Annotated in this window: 13 protein-coding genes and 1 pseudogene; 4 read left to right on the forward strand and 10 right to left on the reverse strand. The window is 33.2% G+C overall.

Annotated elements, in window-relative coordinates; genetic code table 11:
• Positions 1–249 precede the first annotated feature (249 nt).
• On the forward strand, positions 250–1,845 hold the full coding sequence (menD, locus tag Spiro2_RS05100) for a 2-succinyl-5-enolpyruvyl-6-hydroxy-3-cyclohexene-1-carboxylic-acid synthase (protein ID WP_338637487.1): 1,596 nt from the start codon (positions 250–252) through the stop codon (positions 1,843–1,845).
• On the opposite strand, the gene alaS is transcribed toward menD, so the two are convergent.
• A complete protein-coding gene (gene alaS, locus Spiro2_RS05105; RefSeq protein ID WP_338637488.1) occupies positions 1,842–4,145 on the reverse strand; it encodes an alanine--tRNA ligase in 2,304 nt (767 codons plus the stop codon). The genes menD and alaS overlap by 4 nt on opposite strands.
• A pseudogene (locus tag Spiro2_RS05110) lies at positions 4,114–4,590 on the reverse strand (alanine--tRNA ligase-related protein); the annotation flags it as partial. The pseudogene Spiro2_RS05110 and the gene alaS, both read right to left, overlap by 32 nt.
• A gap of 155 nt (positions 4,591–4,745) precedes the next feature.
• On the opposite strand from Spiro2_RS05110, the gene murJ reads away from it, so the two are divergent.
• On the forward strand, positions 4,746–6,404 hold the full coding sequence (murJ, locus tag Spiro2_RS05115; RefSeq protein ID WP_338637489.1) for a murein biosynthesis integral membrane protein MurJ: 1,659 nt from the start codon (positions 4,746–4,748) through the stop codon (positions 6,402–6,404).
• A 3-nt stretch (positions 6,405–6,407) separates the two neighbouring features.
• On the opposite strand, the gene Spiro2_RS05120 is transcribed toward murJ, so the two are convergent.
• From Spiro2_RS05120 to Spiro2_RS05135, 4 genes are all read right to left on the reverse strand, one after another.
• A complete protein-coding gene (locus Spiro2_RS05120) occupies positions 6,408–7,151 on the reverse strand; it encodes a transporter substrate-binding domain-containing protein (RefSeq protein WP_338637490.1) in 744 nt (247 codons plus the stop codon).
• A 27-nt stretch (positions 7,152–7,178) separates the two neighbouring features.
• Complete coding sequence (locus tag Spiro2_RS05125) at positions 7,179–8,417, reverse strand: hypothetical protein (RefSeq protein WP_338637491.1); 1,239 nt, start codon at positions 8,415–8,417, stop codon at positions 7,179–7,181.
• A 189-nt stretch (positions 8,418–8,606) separates the two neighbouring features.
• Positions 8,607–9,128, reverse strand: coding sequence for a hypothetical protein (locus Spiro2_RS05130; protein ID WP_338637492.1), 522 nt, complete (start codon positions 9,126–9,128; stop codon positions 8,607–8,609).
• A gap of 10 nt (positions 9,129–9,138) precedes the next feature.
• Positions 9,139–10,050, reverse strand: coding sequence for an alpha/beta hydrolase (locus Spiro2_RS05135; RefSeq protein ID WP_338637494.1), 912 nt, complete (start codon positions 10,048–10,050; stop codon positions 9,139–9,141).
• Between the two features lie 119 nt (positions 10,051–10,169).
• On the opposite strand from Spiro2_RS05135, the gene Spiro2_RS05140 reads away from it, so the two are divergent.
• Positions 10,170–11,564, forward strand: coding sequence for a cryptochrome/photolyase family protein (locus Spiro2_RS05140; protein ID WP_338637496.1), 1,395 nt, complete (start codon positions 10,170–10,172; stop codon positions 11,562–11,564).
• Here the strand turns inward: Spiro2_RS05140 and Spiro2_RS05145 are convergent.
• The 4 genes from Spiro2_RS05145 to Spiro2_RS05160 form a co-directional block, all read right to left on the reverse strand.
• Complete coding sequence (locus Spiro2_RS05145; RefSeq protein ID WP_338637498.1) at positions 11,561–11,941, reverse strand: FtsB family cell division protein; 381 nt, start codon at positions 11,939–11,941, stop codon at positions 11,561–11,563. The two genes, Spiro2_RS05140 and Spiro2_RS05145, sit on opposite strands and share 4 nt — an antisense overlap.
• A 276-nt stretch (positions 11,942–12,217) precedes the next feature.
• Positions 12,218–13,648 carry an amino acid--tRNA ligase-related protein gene (locus Spiro2_RS05150; RefSeq protein WP_338637500.1) on the reverse strand — a complete coding sequence of 477 codons (1,431 nt, stop codon included), beginning with the start codon at positions 13,646–13,648 and terminating at the stop codon, positions 12,218–12,220.
• Positions 13,645–16,224 (reverse strand): Lon protease family protein, encoded by a 2,580-nt coding sequence (locus tag Spiro2_RS05155; protein WP_338637501.1) that lies wholly within the window; start codon positions 16,222–16,224, stop codon positions 13,645–13,647. Before Spiro2_RS05155 ends, Spiro2_RS05150 begins: the two co-directional genes overlap by 4 nt.
• The gene (locus tag Spiro2_RS05160) at positions 16,221–18,014 is read right to left on the reverse strand and encodes a RecQ family ATP-dependent DNA helicase (protein ID WP_338637503.1); all 1,794 of its coding nucleotides are present in this window, start codon (positions 18,012–18,014) and stop codon (positions 16,221–16,223) included. The genes Spiro2_RS05155 and Spiro2_RS05160 overlap by 4 nt, the downstream gene beginning before the upstream one ends.
• 112 nt (positions 18,015–18,126) lie before the next feature.
• Here Spiro2_RS05160 and Spiro2_RS05165 point away from each other — a divergent pair, with 112 nt between their 5' ends.
• On the forward strand, positions 18,127–18,603 hold the full coding sequence (locus Spiro2_RS05165; protein WP_338637505.1) for a DUF3299 domain-containing protein: 477 nt from the start codon (positions 18,127–18,129) through the stop codon (positions 18,601–18,603).
• Positions 18,604–18,734: the final 131 nt, after the last annotated feature.

Here is an 18,734-nt window from a genome sequence, read left to right on the forward strand (position 1 = left end):
ATTGAAAAACTAAAAAAGTAAAAAGTGATGATTTTATGAGCAAATGTGCTAGTATAGTATTAAATTTAAAACCTCCACTAAAAAAACTTGATTGTGCTTTAAATGTAGTCAAATTAGAAAATAATCATTTTAAAGCTGTTTTTGAGTGCATTTAAAAATGGACAAAAATAGAATAAAAGAGCAAAACTAGCTCTCATTGGATCTTAAAGCATGTCTTTTGCATGAGTCTAAAATAATAAAGGAGTTTCGATGAACAGAGAATATTCAAGAAAAATTATCCTGAATCTTCTCCAATATGGTGTCCAAGAGTTTTATATTTGTGCAGGCGCTAGGGACATTCCATTAATTGAAGCTGTGTGTCGTATTCAAGCCGAACAACAAATTGTTTTTAATCACTTTGAAGAACGGTCTGCAGCATTTTATGCTCTAGGACGAATAAAACTTTTGCAAAAGCCAGTTGCGGTTATTACAACATCGGGGACTGCTGTTGGTGAACTGATGCCAGCTGTGATGGAGGCTTATTACTCAAATTTGCCACTGATTTTGATTACGGCAGATAGACCTAAGTCATATCGAGGTACTGGTGCTCCTCAAGCTGCAGAGCAAAAAAATATTTTTGGTATCTATGTTGATCAATGTCTTGACCTGAGTATTGGTGATGATTTTAATTTCTCAAATATTCTTTTGACAAAACCAACCCATATTAATGTGTGCTTTGATATTCCATTACAAAGCGGAATCATTGAACCAATCTATTTAAATCAGACACTGCAAAATAAAGAACAAGTTAATATTGCAGCAAAAGATATATCTGCAAAACAAGAACTGTTAAAAACATTTATTTTAAATAGTAAAAATTTAATGGTTATTGTTTCGCAGCTCAATGAAAATAATTATCAAGGTATAATTCGTTTTTTATATAATTTAAACGTCCCTATTTTTATAGAGTCTATTGCAAATATTAGAGAGTGTGAAGATCTAGAGCATTTGAAAATAAAATGTCCTTATAAATTATGGATAAATTCAAATAAATCGAATTTTAACATCGACGTAGTTTTAAAAATTGGTGGCACTCCAACGCATCGTGTTTGGCGTGATATTGATGAAAAACATAAAGAGATTAAAGTTATTTCAGTATCTAATTATGAATTTTCAGGAATGCCAAGAGCAGAAAATATATGTGTTAATTTAAAAGATTTTTTTTCTAATTTTAAAACTACAAGTAAAGATACTAAATTTTCAAATAAATTTTTAGAACTTGATAAACAGTGTTTTTTTAAATTGAGAGATTTAATTTATAAATACCCATTATCTGAGCAAGCAATTTATTATCACTTATCAAATAATATAAAAATTGGATCAAGAATTTATTTAGGTAACAGCTTGCCTATACGATATTGGGATCTAACAGCAACGTTCCAAAATAAAAAATTTTTAATTAATGCTTCTCGAGGATTGAATGGAATTGATGGTCAAATTTCAACTTTTTTAGGCTTCGCCGATGAGAGTAGTTCAGAAAATTGGGGATTTTTTGGAGATTTGACCGCAATGTATGATTTGGCAGGGTTTTGGATGTTACAACACCGTCCGAACTTAAGTCTTAATATTGTGATTATAAATAATAATGGCGGTAAAATTTTTGATCGTGTTTTAACTGGTGAACCCTCAAAATTATGCCAAAACATTCATCATTTAAATTTTGAATATTTAGCAAAATTTTGGGGTCTTGATTACGAACTTCATACTGATGCCAGAAGTATTAAAAATTCTTTTAAAAAAAGATTAATAGAAATTATTCCACATTCTATACAAACAAATTGTTTTATTGAAGAACTCGAAAATTAAATAGCCAATTGGATAATCTCTACGACCTTTTTTAATGCAACAGGAATTTTTTCTGGGTTTATGCCACCTCCTCGAGCAAAATCAGGTCTTCCTCCGCCTTTACCCTCGACAATTTCTGAAAGTTGTTTGACAATTTGGCCAGCAGAAAGTTTTTTGTATTGCTTAATAAGTGATGGATTTATAGCAACCATAAGATGCGCCTTGTTCTCTATGTTAGCTGCAATAACAGCTATTGTAGCAGGTTTTTCTTTTAACCTGTCGCATAATAATTCCATTTCTTTTGTATCGTTTGTTTCAAGAAGGTTAATAACAAGTTTAATATTATTTCCAAGATCAATGGCATTAGCGACAAGAGATGCTATTTGGGTATTGACAATGCGGCTTTGAAGAATGTGAATTTGTTTTTCCAACTCTTTTGAGTTTTCTTTCATGCTGTGAATTTTATTTACAATCTCGCTTTCCGCACATTTTATAGCTTCAGCAGTGAGTAAAATTTGATTTTGTAGTTTATTGCAAAATTCTAATGAATTAAAACCAGTGATGCCTTCAATGCGCCTTACACCACTTGTCACACTTCCTTCAGAAATTATTTTAAACAACCCAATTTGTCCAGTCGCAAAAACGTGAGTGCCACCGCAAAGCTCAAGAGAAAACTCAGGGACTTCAAGCATTCTAACATGATCTTCATATTTTTCATCAAACATTGCCATGGCGCCCATTTCTTTAGCTGTGCTTAAAGGAACAGATTCATGAACTTTAATATTTATATTTTTTAGGATTTGTTTATTAACAATACCTTCGATTGTTTTAATTTCTTGATTAGATAAAGCTTTATTATAAGAAAAATCAAAGCGTAATCCCTCGCTATGCACAAAAGATCCAGCTTGGCGAACCGAGTCGCCTAACACAATTTGTAATGCTTTGTGTAACAGATGTGTTGCTGTGTGGTTGCGCATTGTTGCAGTGCGCAGGGTCAAATCAACAAAAGCTGTAACTTTTGAGTTTTGGCCAAATAAATTTAAAATTTCTGTAGAGCTTAATGGTGCTGCAGAGTCAGAACTCCACTCGATATGTTTTAATAAATGGACAATTTGTGATGCTGTTTTTCTTACATCAATCACTTCAAATTCATTTTTAGAATTTGCTGCTTGAACTGCGATCCAGCCATTATCGGCAACTTGTCCGCCGCCTTCTGGATAAAAAGGAGTATTTTCTATAACAAATTCAAAAAATTTGTTTTTGAGTTGTCGTACTTTTTTAATTTGAGAAAAATTAATGGGTAATTCTATAACGTCGTGGTTTTCTTTAATCGTTGTTGCTTGTAAAAAATAACCAGAAAAGGATTTGTCTTTTTCTTGATTTGCAGGGTTAAATTCAATCCAAGGAGAATCATCTAAATCAAATTTATAAAATTTAGCTTCTGTACGACTCCGTTGTTTTTGTTCTTGCATATAGTTTTTAAAACTATCGAGATCGGCTTGAAAGCCAAGTTCTTGGCATAATATTTGGGTGAGATCCGCAGGAAATCCATAGCTATCATGCAATATAAAAACGTTTTCCCCAGAAAGTACTTTTTTATGTTTATTTTTTGTATCTTCTATAAAAGCATGAAATTTTGCTAAGCCAATATCGAGAGTGCTGTTAAAACGCAATTCTTCTGCAAAAATTGCATCTTCAATACGTTTTTGATTTGTAGCGATTTCAGGATAAAATTCTCCCATTTCTTTTATAACAGTTTGAACAAGTTGCGCAAGAAATGATTTATTTTTAGGCCAATTTGGAGCAATTTTGTGAATATGTCGCACAGCTCGGCGCAGGACGCGTCTTAGCACGTAGCCTCGACCTTCATTAGAAAAATGAGCACCATCAGCAACCGTAAAAGTGAGCAAGCGAATGTGATCGGCAATCACATTAAAACTTTCTAGTTCTTGTTTTGAAAGTTCTGCGAGTTTTTGTGTGTGTCCAGAAATATCAAGTATTTTTTGTTTAATACGAAGAAAAATATCAATATCAAAGTTTGATGTTTTGCCTTGAATGAGTGCTGTCAGGCGTTCTAAGCCACATCCTGTATCGACACTTTTCATGGGGAGATCATGAAGTGTCCCATCTTCTTGTCTATTGTATTGCATAAAAACAAGATTCCAAAATTCAAGAAACCGGTCACAGTCGCAACCTGGTCCTGCACAAGTTTTGCCTTGTTCTGCACAGCTGCCAACATGTTCTCCTTGATCTAAATAAAGCTCGGAGCAGGGACCGCGAAGGGCCTGTGGGCCCCATTGCCCAAAAGTTGTCTTTATCACCTAGACGGACAATGCGATGTGTTGGAACCCCAATTTTTTCCCAGATTTGAAATGCTTCGTCATCTGAGTGGTGTACGGTGACCCAAAAACGCGACAGGTCAAAATTTAATTCGTTTTTAGTAAACTCATAAGCCCACTCAATAGCCTCTTTTTTATAATAATCACCAAAACTCCAAGAACCAAGCATTTCAAACATGGTGCAATGGCGTCCATCTTTACCAACATCATCTAAGTCAGCAACCCGAATGCATTTTTGTGCATTCGTTGCTCTTGTGTAGGGTCTAACTTCTTCTCCTGTTAAACAGGATTTAAATTGCGTCATTCCAGCTATTGTAAATAATATGGTTTGATCACCTACAGGAATTGTGGAGGCACTTGGCACATAAGTATGTTGCTTAGATTTGAAAAAGTTAATAAATTTACAACGTATTTCGTTTGTGTTCATATATACTCCAGGTGCCAGCCACTTTTGCTAAAAAATCGAGACAGGATAGTTTTTATGCTATCCATGCTTTCGAGAAGATTTTGTATCTCTCTCCTCAAAACATATAGAACGACATATTGTCGTAAGCAATATCCAAATTAAGGGACAGCTTATTTATGCAGGAAAATAAACCTAACAATGTGCAACTAAGATCAGATTCAGAGTCGTTAGGCAAAGCAAGTTTTGGAGCAATGGCGGGGGTGATTTTTTCTAGAGCCTCTGGAGTAGTACGGACTGCGGTTGTGAATGCAACGTTTGGACTCAATGTTTCTCTCGATGCATTTAATACAGCATTTCGTTTTCCAAATAGCCTTCGGGATCTTTTTGCTGATGGAGCATTATCTGCGGCCTTTGTAAAGGTTTTAATAGAAGAAAAAGCAAAAGGGTTAGAAGCTGAAAAAAAGTTGATTCAAGTTGTTTTAGGTTTTTTTTCTGTTGTTACGTTTTCTATAGCAATTTTAGCCGCTTTGTTTGCGAATCCTTTTATTAGTCTTTTTGCAAGTCAACAATTTGAAAAATCTGGGGGATTGGAGTTAGCTGCAAATTTATTTAAAATTTTAGCATTTTTTCTTCCTTTTACAATGCTGAATGCTGTTGCAATGGCGATTTTATCCACATTAGGTAACACGTTTCGTGCAATGAATAGTTCTTTGTTTTTTAATTTTGGTATGATTATTTCTGCATTATGCTCGCCATTAATGTTATTAGTAAACATAAATCCTATTTATGCAATTGCAATTGGTGCATTACTAGGAGTTTTTTTACAATTGATTTACCAATTTCTACCGCTTTATAAGTTAGGGCTAATTAATATTCCATCATTTAATATTAAAGTTTGGCTATCATATTGCCCTCTTCGCCAAGTATTACTACTGATGGTGCCCCGTACTATTGCGCAGGGTGCTTTAATTATTGCATTGATGATTAATACATTTTTTGCAATTCAACTTGGAGAAGGTATTTTTAGTTATATTATAACTGCGACTGTTATTATTCAGGTACCTATAGGTTTGTTTGGTGTGGCCACAGGATTTGCTGCACATCCTATTTTAACCAAGGCTATTTTTGAAGGACAAAATAGAAAGTTTTCCAAATTGCTAATAGAAAGCTTAGAAACAACTTTATGGCTTTCATTAGTAACATTAATTTGTTTTTCACTTTTAATAGTGCCTTTTTATTCTGTTCTTTTTCAACATGGCAAAGTATCAATGTTTGATACGTTACAAAATTCCATTGCCGTATGTTCGTATTCGATTGGAATTATTTTTGCTGCTGGTACAAAAGTTTTGCTTAATGCTTATTATGCAATTAATTGTACTAAACAAATTGTTTATAATGCAATTATATATTTAATTGTAAATGCGTTACTAACTTCTACCTTGGCTCCAAAATTTGGGATTATTGGATTAGGAATTTCTTATAGTACAGCAACAGCGATCGATTTTTTTATGAATTTATTATTTTTAAAATGGTATTATCAAAATAAATTTATTGGAGATAGTCCATATATCGAAGGCGGAAAATATTTTTACATTAGAATTATTATTTTCGCAGTTCTTTCTTACGTTATTGGTTTTCTTGGTGTTTTTTTGATTTTTGAATTTTGGAAAAATTTTGATATGTTTTTTTCTTTTAAACTTAATTTTATTAATAATTTATTAATTTTAGGTACTGGAGGGATGTTGATTTTAATAATGAGTTTGTTGTTAATTTTAAAATTTGGTCCAACTAATTTAAAAAATTTGGTATATAAAATTTTTAAAAAATTAAAATAAATTTTAATTTTCAGGTTTTTTTGCAGAGTATTTATTTAAAATTGAATTATATTTTTTTTCTTTTTTAAATAATTTAATTTCTTCTATTTTTTTTATAACAAAATTTTGTTCTGATGTTTTTGAAGTAGCAATCCATGTTGTATTTTTAATTATCGGTCCGTACATGTCGAATTTCTTTATGTTATATTTTTCATTTTTTATAATATATTCTGCGATAATTTGACCTTCTATCCAGCCATCTGCCCTATCAAATAAAATTTTTTTTAAGTTTTGTTCATTATTAAGAGAAGCAGTAAATTCTTCAGAATATTTTTTTTCTTGAAGTACTTGAATTAAAGATGATCCGTTAATAACTGAAATAGATTTAAATAAACTTAAATAATCTTCTGTTTTTGGAAATTTTCCTTTTTTGGTATAAATATATACAGGTGTCATATAAATAGTATCAAGCCAAATATATTTATCTTCTCTTTGGGGTGTTCGAGACATAAATAAAATAGAGTTTTTTTCTTTGGCAGTGATTTCAAGGGCTCTAGCTAATGGAAATCCTTCAAAACTGACATTACCAAAAATTCCTTTTGCCAATTCAACAATCAGACCTTCGGGAATTCCTTTTTCGTTTATCATAGATTGTGGTGGAACATTATCAGAAATATTAACTTTTTGATTTGCATGCGTTGATATTGTCAATTTGATACAAAATAATATTAACCACATCAATTTATAATTATAAAGATTTTTTTTCATACTTTACCTTAAATTTATATTTTAATGTTACTTAAAAATATAATATACTCCTCCAAGCACTTCGTGAGGCTTTTGAACTGAAGGAGTATTTCTTTCTCCATAAAGATTTTTAGAGTTATAAAATGTATATCTTAAGAAAGTACCAAAATTTTCGTTTTCTGCTTCTGTATAGAAGCTCCCTCCAATATCGGTATTTCCGTCGCCCATTCCATAATCAATTCTTGCGTTTACAGAATAAGTGTTAAAAAACCCAGAACCTATTTTAAAATTATAATAAATATATGGACTAATTTGAGTGTAACTGTCACCAAGATATACATTTTCGTATGAAAAACCAAAATTTAATGATGGATTTAATCTATAACGAATAGTGGTTTGTAAGCTTAGTCCCTTAGAATTAATAAAACTCGCAAAATCAGGAAGTGAAAATCCAAAAAATTCAATTGGTGTTAAAGATTGATCACCGGTGAAAATAAATTTTAATCCACCCCATATTAAAGAATACAATGTTCCGCTCGCTAAAAGAGTGTTTCTATATGCTTTTTGAAAGTCTGTGCGGGTGATTGTTTTGCCAAGGGTTGCATAATTATTTTCTATGACCTTTGGGTCTCCTGAGCTACTTGAAATTTGGCTATAGTCGTACGGACTTAATTTATTTTGAATATAAGCAAAAAGGTCAGGTGCCGATCCGCCTCTTTGATAAAATCGTTCTGCAATATGGTTTGCGAGAAATATTTCATTATTCATGCCCCCTCCAGAGCTAATGATCCTAACTTTTGCAAACTCTTCTGTTGAAAGTCCACCAGGCACAGAGCCACTTGTGACAGCCCCGGCATTAATATAATTTATTCTTTTTAAAACCATGATAAAATAAGAGCTTGTTGTGTCGGTGTTTGGTCCTCCTATACTATAAGTCACACTTTTGGGTATGTATGAACGATACCGTGTTGCATGACCAAACTCATGAAATGGCACGCTCATAAATGTTGAGTTAAAATAATAATATTGAAAATACCCTGTCCCAAGCCAAGAAACCATTCTACTGAGCATATTTCCTTCATTGGTTAACAGGCGAAACGTCCAGTTGTATGTTTCATAAATGCTCATTGGAAAATAAACCATACCCTCATTAGAGTTAACAGTGTCTTCTAAATAACCAGTAGAAAGCGTGAAGCGATTAGAACGGGCTTCTTTATCTTTAGAAAAAATTAAAAAATTAAACTTTAATAATAAGAGTGTTAAGAATATTTTGAATATAGTTATCATTTTGCATTTCCTTAAAGTTATAAATCTTTAAAGAAATGTCGGTAGATTAGTTAATATTGACAATAAAATTTTTGATGTGCTTGCGCCAAATTTTTGTAACTTTAAGAGTTCGTTTTAAATTTGTATTTTACAATACATTGATAGAGTTTTATTTAAGCTTTTTTGATATATAGAAGAGATATTAAGTTATTAGTTGCTAGATGGCCAGGCAACCTTATTTGCAATCAATTCGGCAACTTTTTCTAGACCTTTTTCATCAGCGTCATTAAATCTAGCAAAAACTTGGCTATTTATTTCTAGCACACCTATTAAGTTATTAAGTTCTTTTTGTTTGTTGTGATAAAAAAGAGGAATGATAATTTCAGAAAAAGCTGAATTGTCGCTTTGTATGTAACCTTCAAACTTATTGACATTATCAATGCGTATTGTTTTAAGTTGTGTTGCGGCAAAACCACAAGAACCTTTTTCTAGCGAAATTCGCGATGGTGCCATTTTTCCTTGAAAAGGACCTAAAATAAGTTCATTATTTTTTAATAAGTAAAATCCAATCCAGTTTATTTCTTTAATTAAATAGTTGAGCATAGCTGTGATATTGCACAGTTGCGCAAGCCAATCTTTTTCTGTTTCTAAAAAAGATTCTATCAATTTGTACATGTTGTCGTAATGTTCCTCGTTTCTTGCAATATCAGTTGCAGGATAGAAATTTATCATAATAATATAATTAATCCTTATGTAAAATGTGTTTAATTTGGCTTACCGTTTCGGTTTCCATTTCAAAAGGAAACATATGTGTTCCTTTAGGAATAATAACCCATTTTAACTTCGGAAAAAAACATTTAACCCATAACTTCGCTTTAGAATTACAGGTATCGCTATTTTCACCTACAAAAAAAATTGGTGCAATGTTTTTTCGAATTCTAAAAGGTATCTTTAAAAATCCAATCCAAGCGGCGAATGGATATTCTTCAAACATATGCGCTTCCCAATTGGGATCATGAGCTAATTGAATAAAATTTTTATGAACAGAAAAGCTGCCTCTCACATAATTGTAAACAGTTTCTATGGGCCAATTTTTCATTAAAGATGATTTGTGTAGTTCTGTAACAGCATGTTCGATTGTTTGAAATCGTGTTTTTCGGCGTTTTACCCGAGAACTTTTAGGACTTAAATGTTTTTTATTAAGTATATGTATTAAAGACCATCTTAATATAATGTGAGAAGGAAGGATTGGAGGGTCAAGCAATAAAATTTTATCAACAGCAATGTGTTGAGTTGCAAGCAAAGACAGCCAAGAACCGAGGCTATGGCCACTCAGTATCCACTTTGTGTTTGGACTGTAGGTATTTTTAAAATGTAAAAATAGTTGCACGTGATCATGTGTGAGCGTTTCCCAGGTCCATTGATTTTTAGGTTTGTTGATGTAATTTGCTGGTACTGTGGTTTTGCCAAAACCACGCATATCGTAAGTGATAATAGAGCAATTTAATTCGTAAGAGAGTTGCTCAAATAAATTTTTATAGGTTAATGCAGGAATTCCATTCGCACCACCAAAAAAAATTGTGTATTTATGAAGTTTTGGATTGGGGGCTTGAAATTCATAAATTTGAAAACCATTTAAATTTTTTTGTAGCATGATTCTTTCCAAAATTAAAAGGTCAAAGAATTTATTTATTATCACAATGGTTAATAATTTTCTAGATACTAATAACTATTTTTTAATTATTAGAATTACAAATTTTAGCGAGGAAAAACGTGGAATTTAAAAGATCAATTGTGTGGTTAAGGCGTGAATTAAGATTAGATGATAATGCTGCTTTACATTACGCTTGTTTATATTCTTCTCAAATAATTCCTGTTTTTATTTTTGATAAAAATATACTTTCTAAATTGCCTAATCATGAAGATAAAAGAGTGACGTTTATTTTTGAAACGTTACAAGAATTAGAGCAACAACTCAAAAAACAAGGAAAAATGTTAATTGTCAGATTTGGTGATCCACAAGAAGAAATTCCCAGTCTTGCAAAAGAATTAAAAGTTGATTCTGTTTTTACTAATAATGATTATGAGCAGTACGCAATAAAAAGAGATAATTTTATTAAAGACAAGCTTAAAGAATATCAAATTCAATTTCTGTCTTTTAAAGATCAAGTCATTTTTGAGAGAAACGAAATTTTAAAAGCCAATCAACAGCCTTATGTTGTGTTTACTCCCTACAAAAATGAATGGTTAAAGCGTGTTAAGATGCAAAATTTTGTATCTTTCACTTATGATATAAAAAAATTTATATCAAATGAAGACTTTAAAAATTACCAGTTCCATTGGAAAATAGAAGAATTAGGTTTTAGTAAAGCAACTTTAATATTGTCACCTGGGCGTAAAGGGGCTCTTGAAAAAATACATACTTTTTCTAAAAAAATTGATGAATATGCCAATAATAGAAATTTTCTTAATATAGATGGAACCTCGTTGCTTTCTATTCATTTGCGTTTTGGCACAATCTCTATTCGAGAGGCTTTTCGGTTTGCTTATGAGCATCAATCTGAAGGTGCAAATGTTTGGATCAGTGAGCTGATTTGGCGAGAATTTTATAAAATGATTTTATCATTATTTCCTTATGTTGAAACTTCGCCTTTTAAACAAGAATACAAATCTTTAAAATGGGAAAATAATGATAAATATTTTGAAAAATGGCAACAGGGGCAAACAGGATTTCCAATTGTTGATGCTGCAATGCGCTATTTTAATAAAACGGGTTGGATGCATAACCGCCTAAGAATGGTTGTTGCTTCTTTTTTAACAAAAGATCTTTTGATTGATTATCGTAAAGGCGAAAAATATTTTGCAGATCATTTGTTAGACTACGATTTGTCTGCAAATAATGGAGGATGGCAGTGGAGCGCATCCACAGGGTGCGATGCACAACCCTATTTTCGAGTCTTTAATCCTGAAAGTCAGTCGCAAAAGTTTGATCCAAAAGGCACCTTTATTAAAGAACATTGTCCTGAACTTGTTCATTGTGATGAAAAAACGATTCACGCTCCAACTCAATCTCTTTTTTCAAGTTATAGTCATCACTATCCAACTCCTATTGTGAATCACGCTATTCAGCGAGAAAAGGCAATAAAATTGTTTAAAAAAATAGATTAAGGCTGGGTATCCGCAGAAAAAACTGTTAAAGACGTTTTTTCTGCCCCAAAAGAAAATGATGGCTTTGAGTTAAATTGAAAAATATACTCATCTTGTTCTACATAACCAAAACTTTCTTTGAGAAAGCGGGCTTGTCGTTCCGGAGAGTTTTTCAATTTTGCAATTTTTTCTTCGAGATACTGAGTCTGAATTTGAAGCTCCGTGATTGTTTGCGATAGCACATCTCGTTCTTTAATGAGTTCCATAAAATTTGAGATGCCAGCTTTTCCAATGGCAATAGAGCCAATAATCAACCACAATACAATCACAACAACCCATCTTGCTAAACTCTGAAATCGTTTTGAATAAACATGTGGTTGATTATTGGGCAAGTTCATCGCGTTGTCCGTATGGTTAAAATGAGGAAATTTATAGCAGTCACCCGCTAAATAATTTTAACATATCTAAGGCGCTTTGTTGAGTCGAATATCATAATACAGAGGAGGCATTCCTCAGAGACCCCTATAAGGAGCGAACTTCTGAAGTTATTGAATAAGTAAGACGATATTAAATTGCTCTAATATCGTCTTACTTATTCCTCGACCCGCTTTATATTCAAAAATTCAATTGTTTTTGCCAATCCTTGAAAAAAACGGTGATTTGCAAGTTGATTTCTATTCCCATGCAACAGTATTTTTAGGAAATTGGCTTAAAAATGGAATGGCATAAAGTTGAGAAATAGACAATTGTTCAAGCAATATAGCCAGCAGTCTATCGATTCCAAGCGCATTTCCAGAGCAAGGGGGCATGCCAAATTTCATTGCATTTTCAAACATGGGATCGGCAACCAATTCGGATCGCGCTGACAAAGTTTTGTGAAAGCGCGCGCTGAGAATGTCACAGTCGTTTAATTCTTGATATCCATTGCATATTTCTATTCCATATAAAAATGCTTCCATTCTTTCTACAAAAAAACTTTCTGCGGATGTATTATTTATTATTTGAGTGCCTTCGGCTTTGGCTAACGCTCCCATTTGAATTGGATAATGGGTTACAAAACATGCTTTTTGTTTGGCCAAAAAAGGCTCTATTTTTTCCATAAATAATTTGCAAAAAATTGTGTTCCAGTCGTCATGATCTGTGATTGATGGGCTAAGCGGTTGCGCAATTTTTAAAAAACTATTGCGCTCTTGCACTTCTTCTAGGTGAATTGATAAAATATTTAAAAACAATTGATCCACTCGAAATCTTGGCCACTGTTTAGGAATTTCTCTTGCAGAACCAAGAAATTCAGCAAGAGTGGTAACAAGTTTTTCTGTATCTAACATAATGTCTGTTAGCTTACCTTGAGAACGGTACCACTCAAGCATGACAAACTCAGGTTCATGCAGTTTTGAGACTTCTCCGTTATTTCGATATGCTCTTGATAACTGAAAAACCTTTTCAAAACCTTCGGTCATTATTTTTTTTAAGGCAAATTCTGGGCTTGTTGGCAATTCGAGAGGCCACACTTTGCCTCGGTGATCGGTGTAATGCGTTTTAAAAGGATGCAAATACTCTTCGATACCACCACTTGGGACAAGAGTGGGGGTGTCAATATAAATAAACCCTCGATTGCAAAAAAACTGTTTGACTCTGTCTAATCCACGGTTGCGCTGTTTAATAAGTTTAGCACGTTTTGTGGTTGCAGAATTAAAAAATTTTGCTTCAAGTTGATTGGGATAATGAGATATTTGTATAAATTGTTTGTCCGGCAAAGGATTTGGAATCACAGTGTTGAGCCATTCTGCTTTGCAGGGATTGTGTTGTAAAATATCAATAAGTTGAATTGATACACTTTCATTGTAAGTTGAAGAGGTATTTTTTTCAGGAGTGTTTTTAATTATTTTACATTTAAAGGTAATACTATCTCCATGATTTAATGGTTCGCCCTTTAAATTTTCTGATAAAGAGATGGGAAAAATTGCTCCAGTTGCATCACAGAGTCCCATTGTGTCATCGATAAAAAAAACTCTTCCCGCCGCCACACGTTCAGGAACAGCAGAAACTTTTTTAAGTTCAAATAATTGTTGCAATGTTAGAATGTACTTGTTTTTGAAACTCATTTTTTAGTTTTTCTAGTTTTTGGTTTACTTTTTGTTTTACTTGTTAAGCTACTTTTTTTCTTTTTAGGAGATTTTGTTTTTTTCTCATCAGATTTTTGATGCAAAACTTTATAAATTTTGTCAAAAGCACTTCCTTCATCAAAACGTCCTTTTTTCTCGTCCCATTTTCCAGTGGCAAAGCCTGTTAAAAGTTCAAAAGCATCTTCTGCTTTTGCAACAGGCCAAATGTGAAACTGCTTTTTTTCAACTGCTTCGCGAACCGTGCGATTTAACATTAAATGTTTAATGTTTTGGACAGGAATGATGCAGCCATTTCTGCCGGTCAGACCTTGAAGTTGGCATGTTTTAAAAAAGCCTTCAATTTTTTCGTTTACGCCCCCAATGGGTTGCACTTCGCCAAATTGATTGACAGAGCCAGTGACTCCAATGCCTTGATCAATAGGAATATTTGCAATTGTTGATAAAATTAAACACAGTTCTGCAAGTGTGGCCGAGTCACCATCCACTCCATTATAATTTTGTTCAAAACAAATGGTTGCTGCAATATGAGCGGGTGCTTTTCGCGCAAATGTGGCATTGATCCAACTTGTTAAAATGCTCACTCCTTTATTGTGTAACTTACCTGATAAAGAGGCTTCACGTTCAATGTTTAAAATTCCAGGTTTGCCTTTATAAGTGCGGCAAGTAATGCGCGTGGGAACTCCAAAAGATAAGTCACCAAGAGAGTAAACTGCGAGTCCATTAATTTCCCCGACACGCCGAGAGTTTGTAGAAATTATAATATCTTTGCGCTTTAGCATTTCAATAATATGATCTTCTATAGCAGCAGAACGCGAGTAGCGCTCATCAATTGCTTTTTCTACATGTTTCCGTGAGACCTTTTTGCTTTTATATTCTTTTGCCATGAAATCAGCTTCAATGGTGATATCTTTAATCAAGCTAAAACGTGTGGTTAATTTATCTTGATCATCAACAATACGACTGCCAAATTCAACAATTGCTGCAATGCCGCTTTCATCAAAAGGAAGTAAGTTTTCAACTTTAGTTCTTGTTGAAATAAATTCGATGTAGTCATCAATTGTTTTTTGTGAACGATCCATTTGTGCATCAAAATCTGCTTTAATTTTAAAAATTTTATTAAAGTCTTCATCGTGCTGATAAAGCATTCGATAAATCCAATCAGAGCCAATTAAAATTATTTTTACATTGAGGGGAATTGGTTCTGGTCTTAATCCACTTGTTGCTAAAATACTAAATTGCTCACCAAGATCTTCAATAAATAATTTTTGATTTTTTACAACTCTTTTGAGGGTGTCCCAAACCTGTGGAGCACGCAATACATCCAATGCGTGCAACACAAGATAACCTCCATTGGCTCTTGCAAGCGAGCCTGCTTTAATCATTTTAAAGTCAGTTGTATAAACACCATACTCGATATTTTTTTCGATTTTTCCAAAAAGATTATAAAATGTAGGGTTATTTTCTATAATAATTGGCGCGCCTTTAATTTCTGTGTTGTCGACAAACACATTGATGCGATAAGGAAGATGCGGATCTCCTTTTTTTAAGTGATACGAGGTTGCAGCAGCAACTTCTTCACTTTCTGAGTCGGATTCATCATCATCTGGTAAAAAATCATTTAAGTTTTCGAGCAAATGTTTTTTTACTTCATCAAGATATTCTAGTATATTTTTTTCAGTTTCGTACTCTTTTAAAAATGGAATGAGTGCTTGACTTACAACGTAATCACCAAGTTCTGATTGCAATTCTTCCAGTTTATTTTTTGTGTCGTTTTCAATTGATCTCACTTTTCGGGCAAAATCTAAAACTTCTGGTTCTAATAAATTTCTTTCGGCTTCAATTTTTTCTTTTTGTTCGTCATTTAATTCTGAATAGTCTTTTTCACTTAAAGGCTTTCCGTCAATAATAGGAACAGTGACAATTCCCATTCTCGTTGATTTTACCCCAAAGTTTTTAGATTTTGCTGCTTTTTCTAGTTCATTAAATAGCTTTGCCTTTTTTTCGTTGCTGGCATTAACAGTTGAGTTTACATTTGTTTCATATTCTTCTGACTGAAACGCATCAACAAGCTCAACTGTTAGCTGTTCCATAAGCTCGTCCATTTGTTTTTTAAAACGCTTTGCAAATCCTGTTTTTAATTCCATTGCATGCGGAGATTCTGGATTTTTGAAATTATAAACATAAATCCAGTCTCCAGGAGTTGGGCAGTTTTCTGCAGTTTTCTTTAAAAAAGATTGAATAACACTTGTTTTGCCTGTGCCTTGAACTCCAGCTACGTAAATATTGTAACCAGGTTTTTGAATACCTAAACCAAGGTTAATCGCTCTTACAGCGCGAACTTGAGAAATAATGTCATAGTTTGGTTCTGATTTTTTATGTTTATCGATTTCAACTAATGATTCTTCACATGTTCTGTAAACTTCATCTGCGTTGAGTCTACGAAATAGCAGTGAACTTTTGTTTATTTTTAAGTCTATAGGGAATTGTTCGTCTCTCTGCTCCAGAATTGTTTTTGTGAGAGATGTTGATGTATTCTTATTTTTCGTTTTTTTCATTCCGACCTCTTTCTAATACAAATATCGCACTGCATACATCGCCATATATTTTTAGTTGCGCCTTGAACAACACGTGAAGCAAAAAACTCGAAACTTGATGATAATCTACAAGTTGTTGATGTAGACAATTTACCAAGCTCATGCAAGCTTGCGTAAAAATGGTTGCGAGCAGAAATATATTTGGGAATTTCTTTTTGTAAATTGAGAAAACCATTTTTTAAAATCATACCATTTTTTGCTTCTTCCTGATCTATATGAACAAAAGAAAAATATTTTTCTTCTTGGTAATGTGAAAAAACACGCTTACAATTTTCGAGAGAAAGCTCACATGCATCTTGTAATCTTTTTAGAGAAAGAGCATGTTGTGCACCTTTTAATAATTGCGCATTTTTGTCAATGATACTGAGAACACCCTCCAATACTTTTCGTCGCATTGTTATGCCTTCAGGTAAACCTGCTAAGATATCGATAAAACTTTTATCTTTACTTAACTTAACACAAAAGTAATTTTCTCCTGGACGAATATCTTCTAATATATTACAGATTCGTAATCCTGCCATAATATTTTCTAGTTTGCGTATTTTGTTAACGTCATTTTTTGATCTTATACAATTTAGCAAGTTTTTTTTATTAACAAAACAACTTTCGCCATAATATTGAGGCATGAACGAAATAAATTCAGCGCATTGTTCAAGAAACAATGCAGGTTCAGGAAAACTAGCCTTAAATTGATATTCGCGTTTGATGGGATCGGCTCCTGTCCAAAGTAAAATTCCGGTTGAGGGTTCTCCGGAGCGACCCGCTCTGCCGAGCATTTGAAACAGTTCTTCAATATTACTTGGAAAGCCAAATACAACCACGAGCTGAATTCCTGGGATGTCTACCCCCATGCCAAACGCTGTTGTAGCGCAAATCACAGTTCTTTGTTGAGCATGATGAATATAATGTTCTGTGTCTTTGCGTTGTTGTTTTGTGAGTCCTGCATGGTAGGCAACAGCATGAATTTTTAATTTTTTTAATTTTTTTGCAGATTCTTCGCATAAACTTCGCGACTGAAAATAAACTAAAATTTTTGTTGATAAAGAATTTTTTAAGATCTCGATTAATTTTTCCAATTGCTCTTCGTTTGAAAAAACACGGACACTTTCAACTCGAATATGGTTTCCCAAAGGGTTTGAAGTGTACTCATACACTTGGGTGTTTTCTGGAAATACTTTTTTAATAATTTCTTGGCGGGCTTGTCTGCCTGCTGTTGCGGTCATGGCAAGAATTCTTGGTGGCTTGAGGAAAGAGACGCATTTGCCAATTTCAGAATATTCGGGTCTAAAGTGGTGCCCCCAGGTCACCACACAATGGGCTTCATCAACAACAACCATGCTTAAACTGATTTTTGCAATTGCATTGAGAAACGATGGCAAAACAAAGCGTTCGGGAGAAGCAAAAACCAGCTTCGCCTCTCCCGAACGCAGTTTGCACCATGCTAGCTTGCGCTCTTCCTCAGATTGTTCGGATGTAAAAATAGAGCATGGAATTTGCGCGAGTTCCATGCGTCGTTCTTGATCTCGCATCAACGCAATCAGTGGGCTGATCACAAGGACTGGCTGTTCTGTATAAAAAAGTGCGGGTAAAGTGTATAAAAGTGTTTTGCCCGCTCCAGTTGGAAGTGTTGCTAAAACAAACTTTTTTTCATGAATATGTTCAAGTACATCCCGTTGCGCTGGTCTTAAGCTAGTCAAAGAGAAATTTTTTTTAGCAAATTCTTCACACTTTAAAACAAAATCAGTTTCCATCGTCTCCTCTCATCATGCTAACCTTGTTTACGATCGATTTGCCAAGGAGTACAGTCGCAGAGAATATTGTTTGAGTTTTTTCTTAAATTGAGTTTTAATTATGAAAATATTTATGAAATTATTTGTATTTGTGATTTTGGGTATTGGCTTAGGAGGTATTGTTGTTTATTTTGCGATTAGAAACTCTAATTATAATGATAACTCCAATAATTATTCAAATAGCAAAATAATAGAAATTCAATGGGATGAGCTGCAAAAATGGGATCTGAAAACAGCCACTCTTATTCCAAAAGATCTTACAAAGTTAGATGGAAAAAATATCAAAATTCCTGGTTTTATGATTCCGTTAGAAGACAACCAAGATGTGGTTGATGAGTTTTTATTTGTGCCTTCTCCTATGGCATGTATTCATGTTCCTGCACCACCCTTAAATCAAATTATTCATGTCAAAATGGCCACGGGAAATAAAATTAAAGTTTCTTTTGGTCCGTTGTGGTTAATGGGTAAGTTTGCAATTCAAAAAAAAGTAATGCCTTTAAATCAGGGTGAGTTTCATGTGCTGGGGTCACGGGTGGTTGATTACCCTTAAAGTAATATTAACTATATAAAAATCAATAAATTTTTATTGTACACAAAGAAAAATAAAATAAGTACCTAATATTAAAGAAAAAATAATATTATTAAAAATTTAATTAAAATATTTATAAGATATTCCGATGA

The sequence above is a fragment of the Spirobacillus cienkowskii genome (assembly GCF_037081835.1).
GTDB classification, from domain to species: Bacteria; Bdellovibrionota_B; Oligoflexia; order Silvanigrellales; family Silvanigrellaceae; genus Silvanigrella; species Silvanigrella cienkowskii.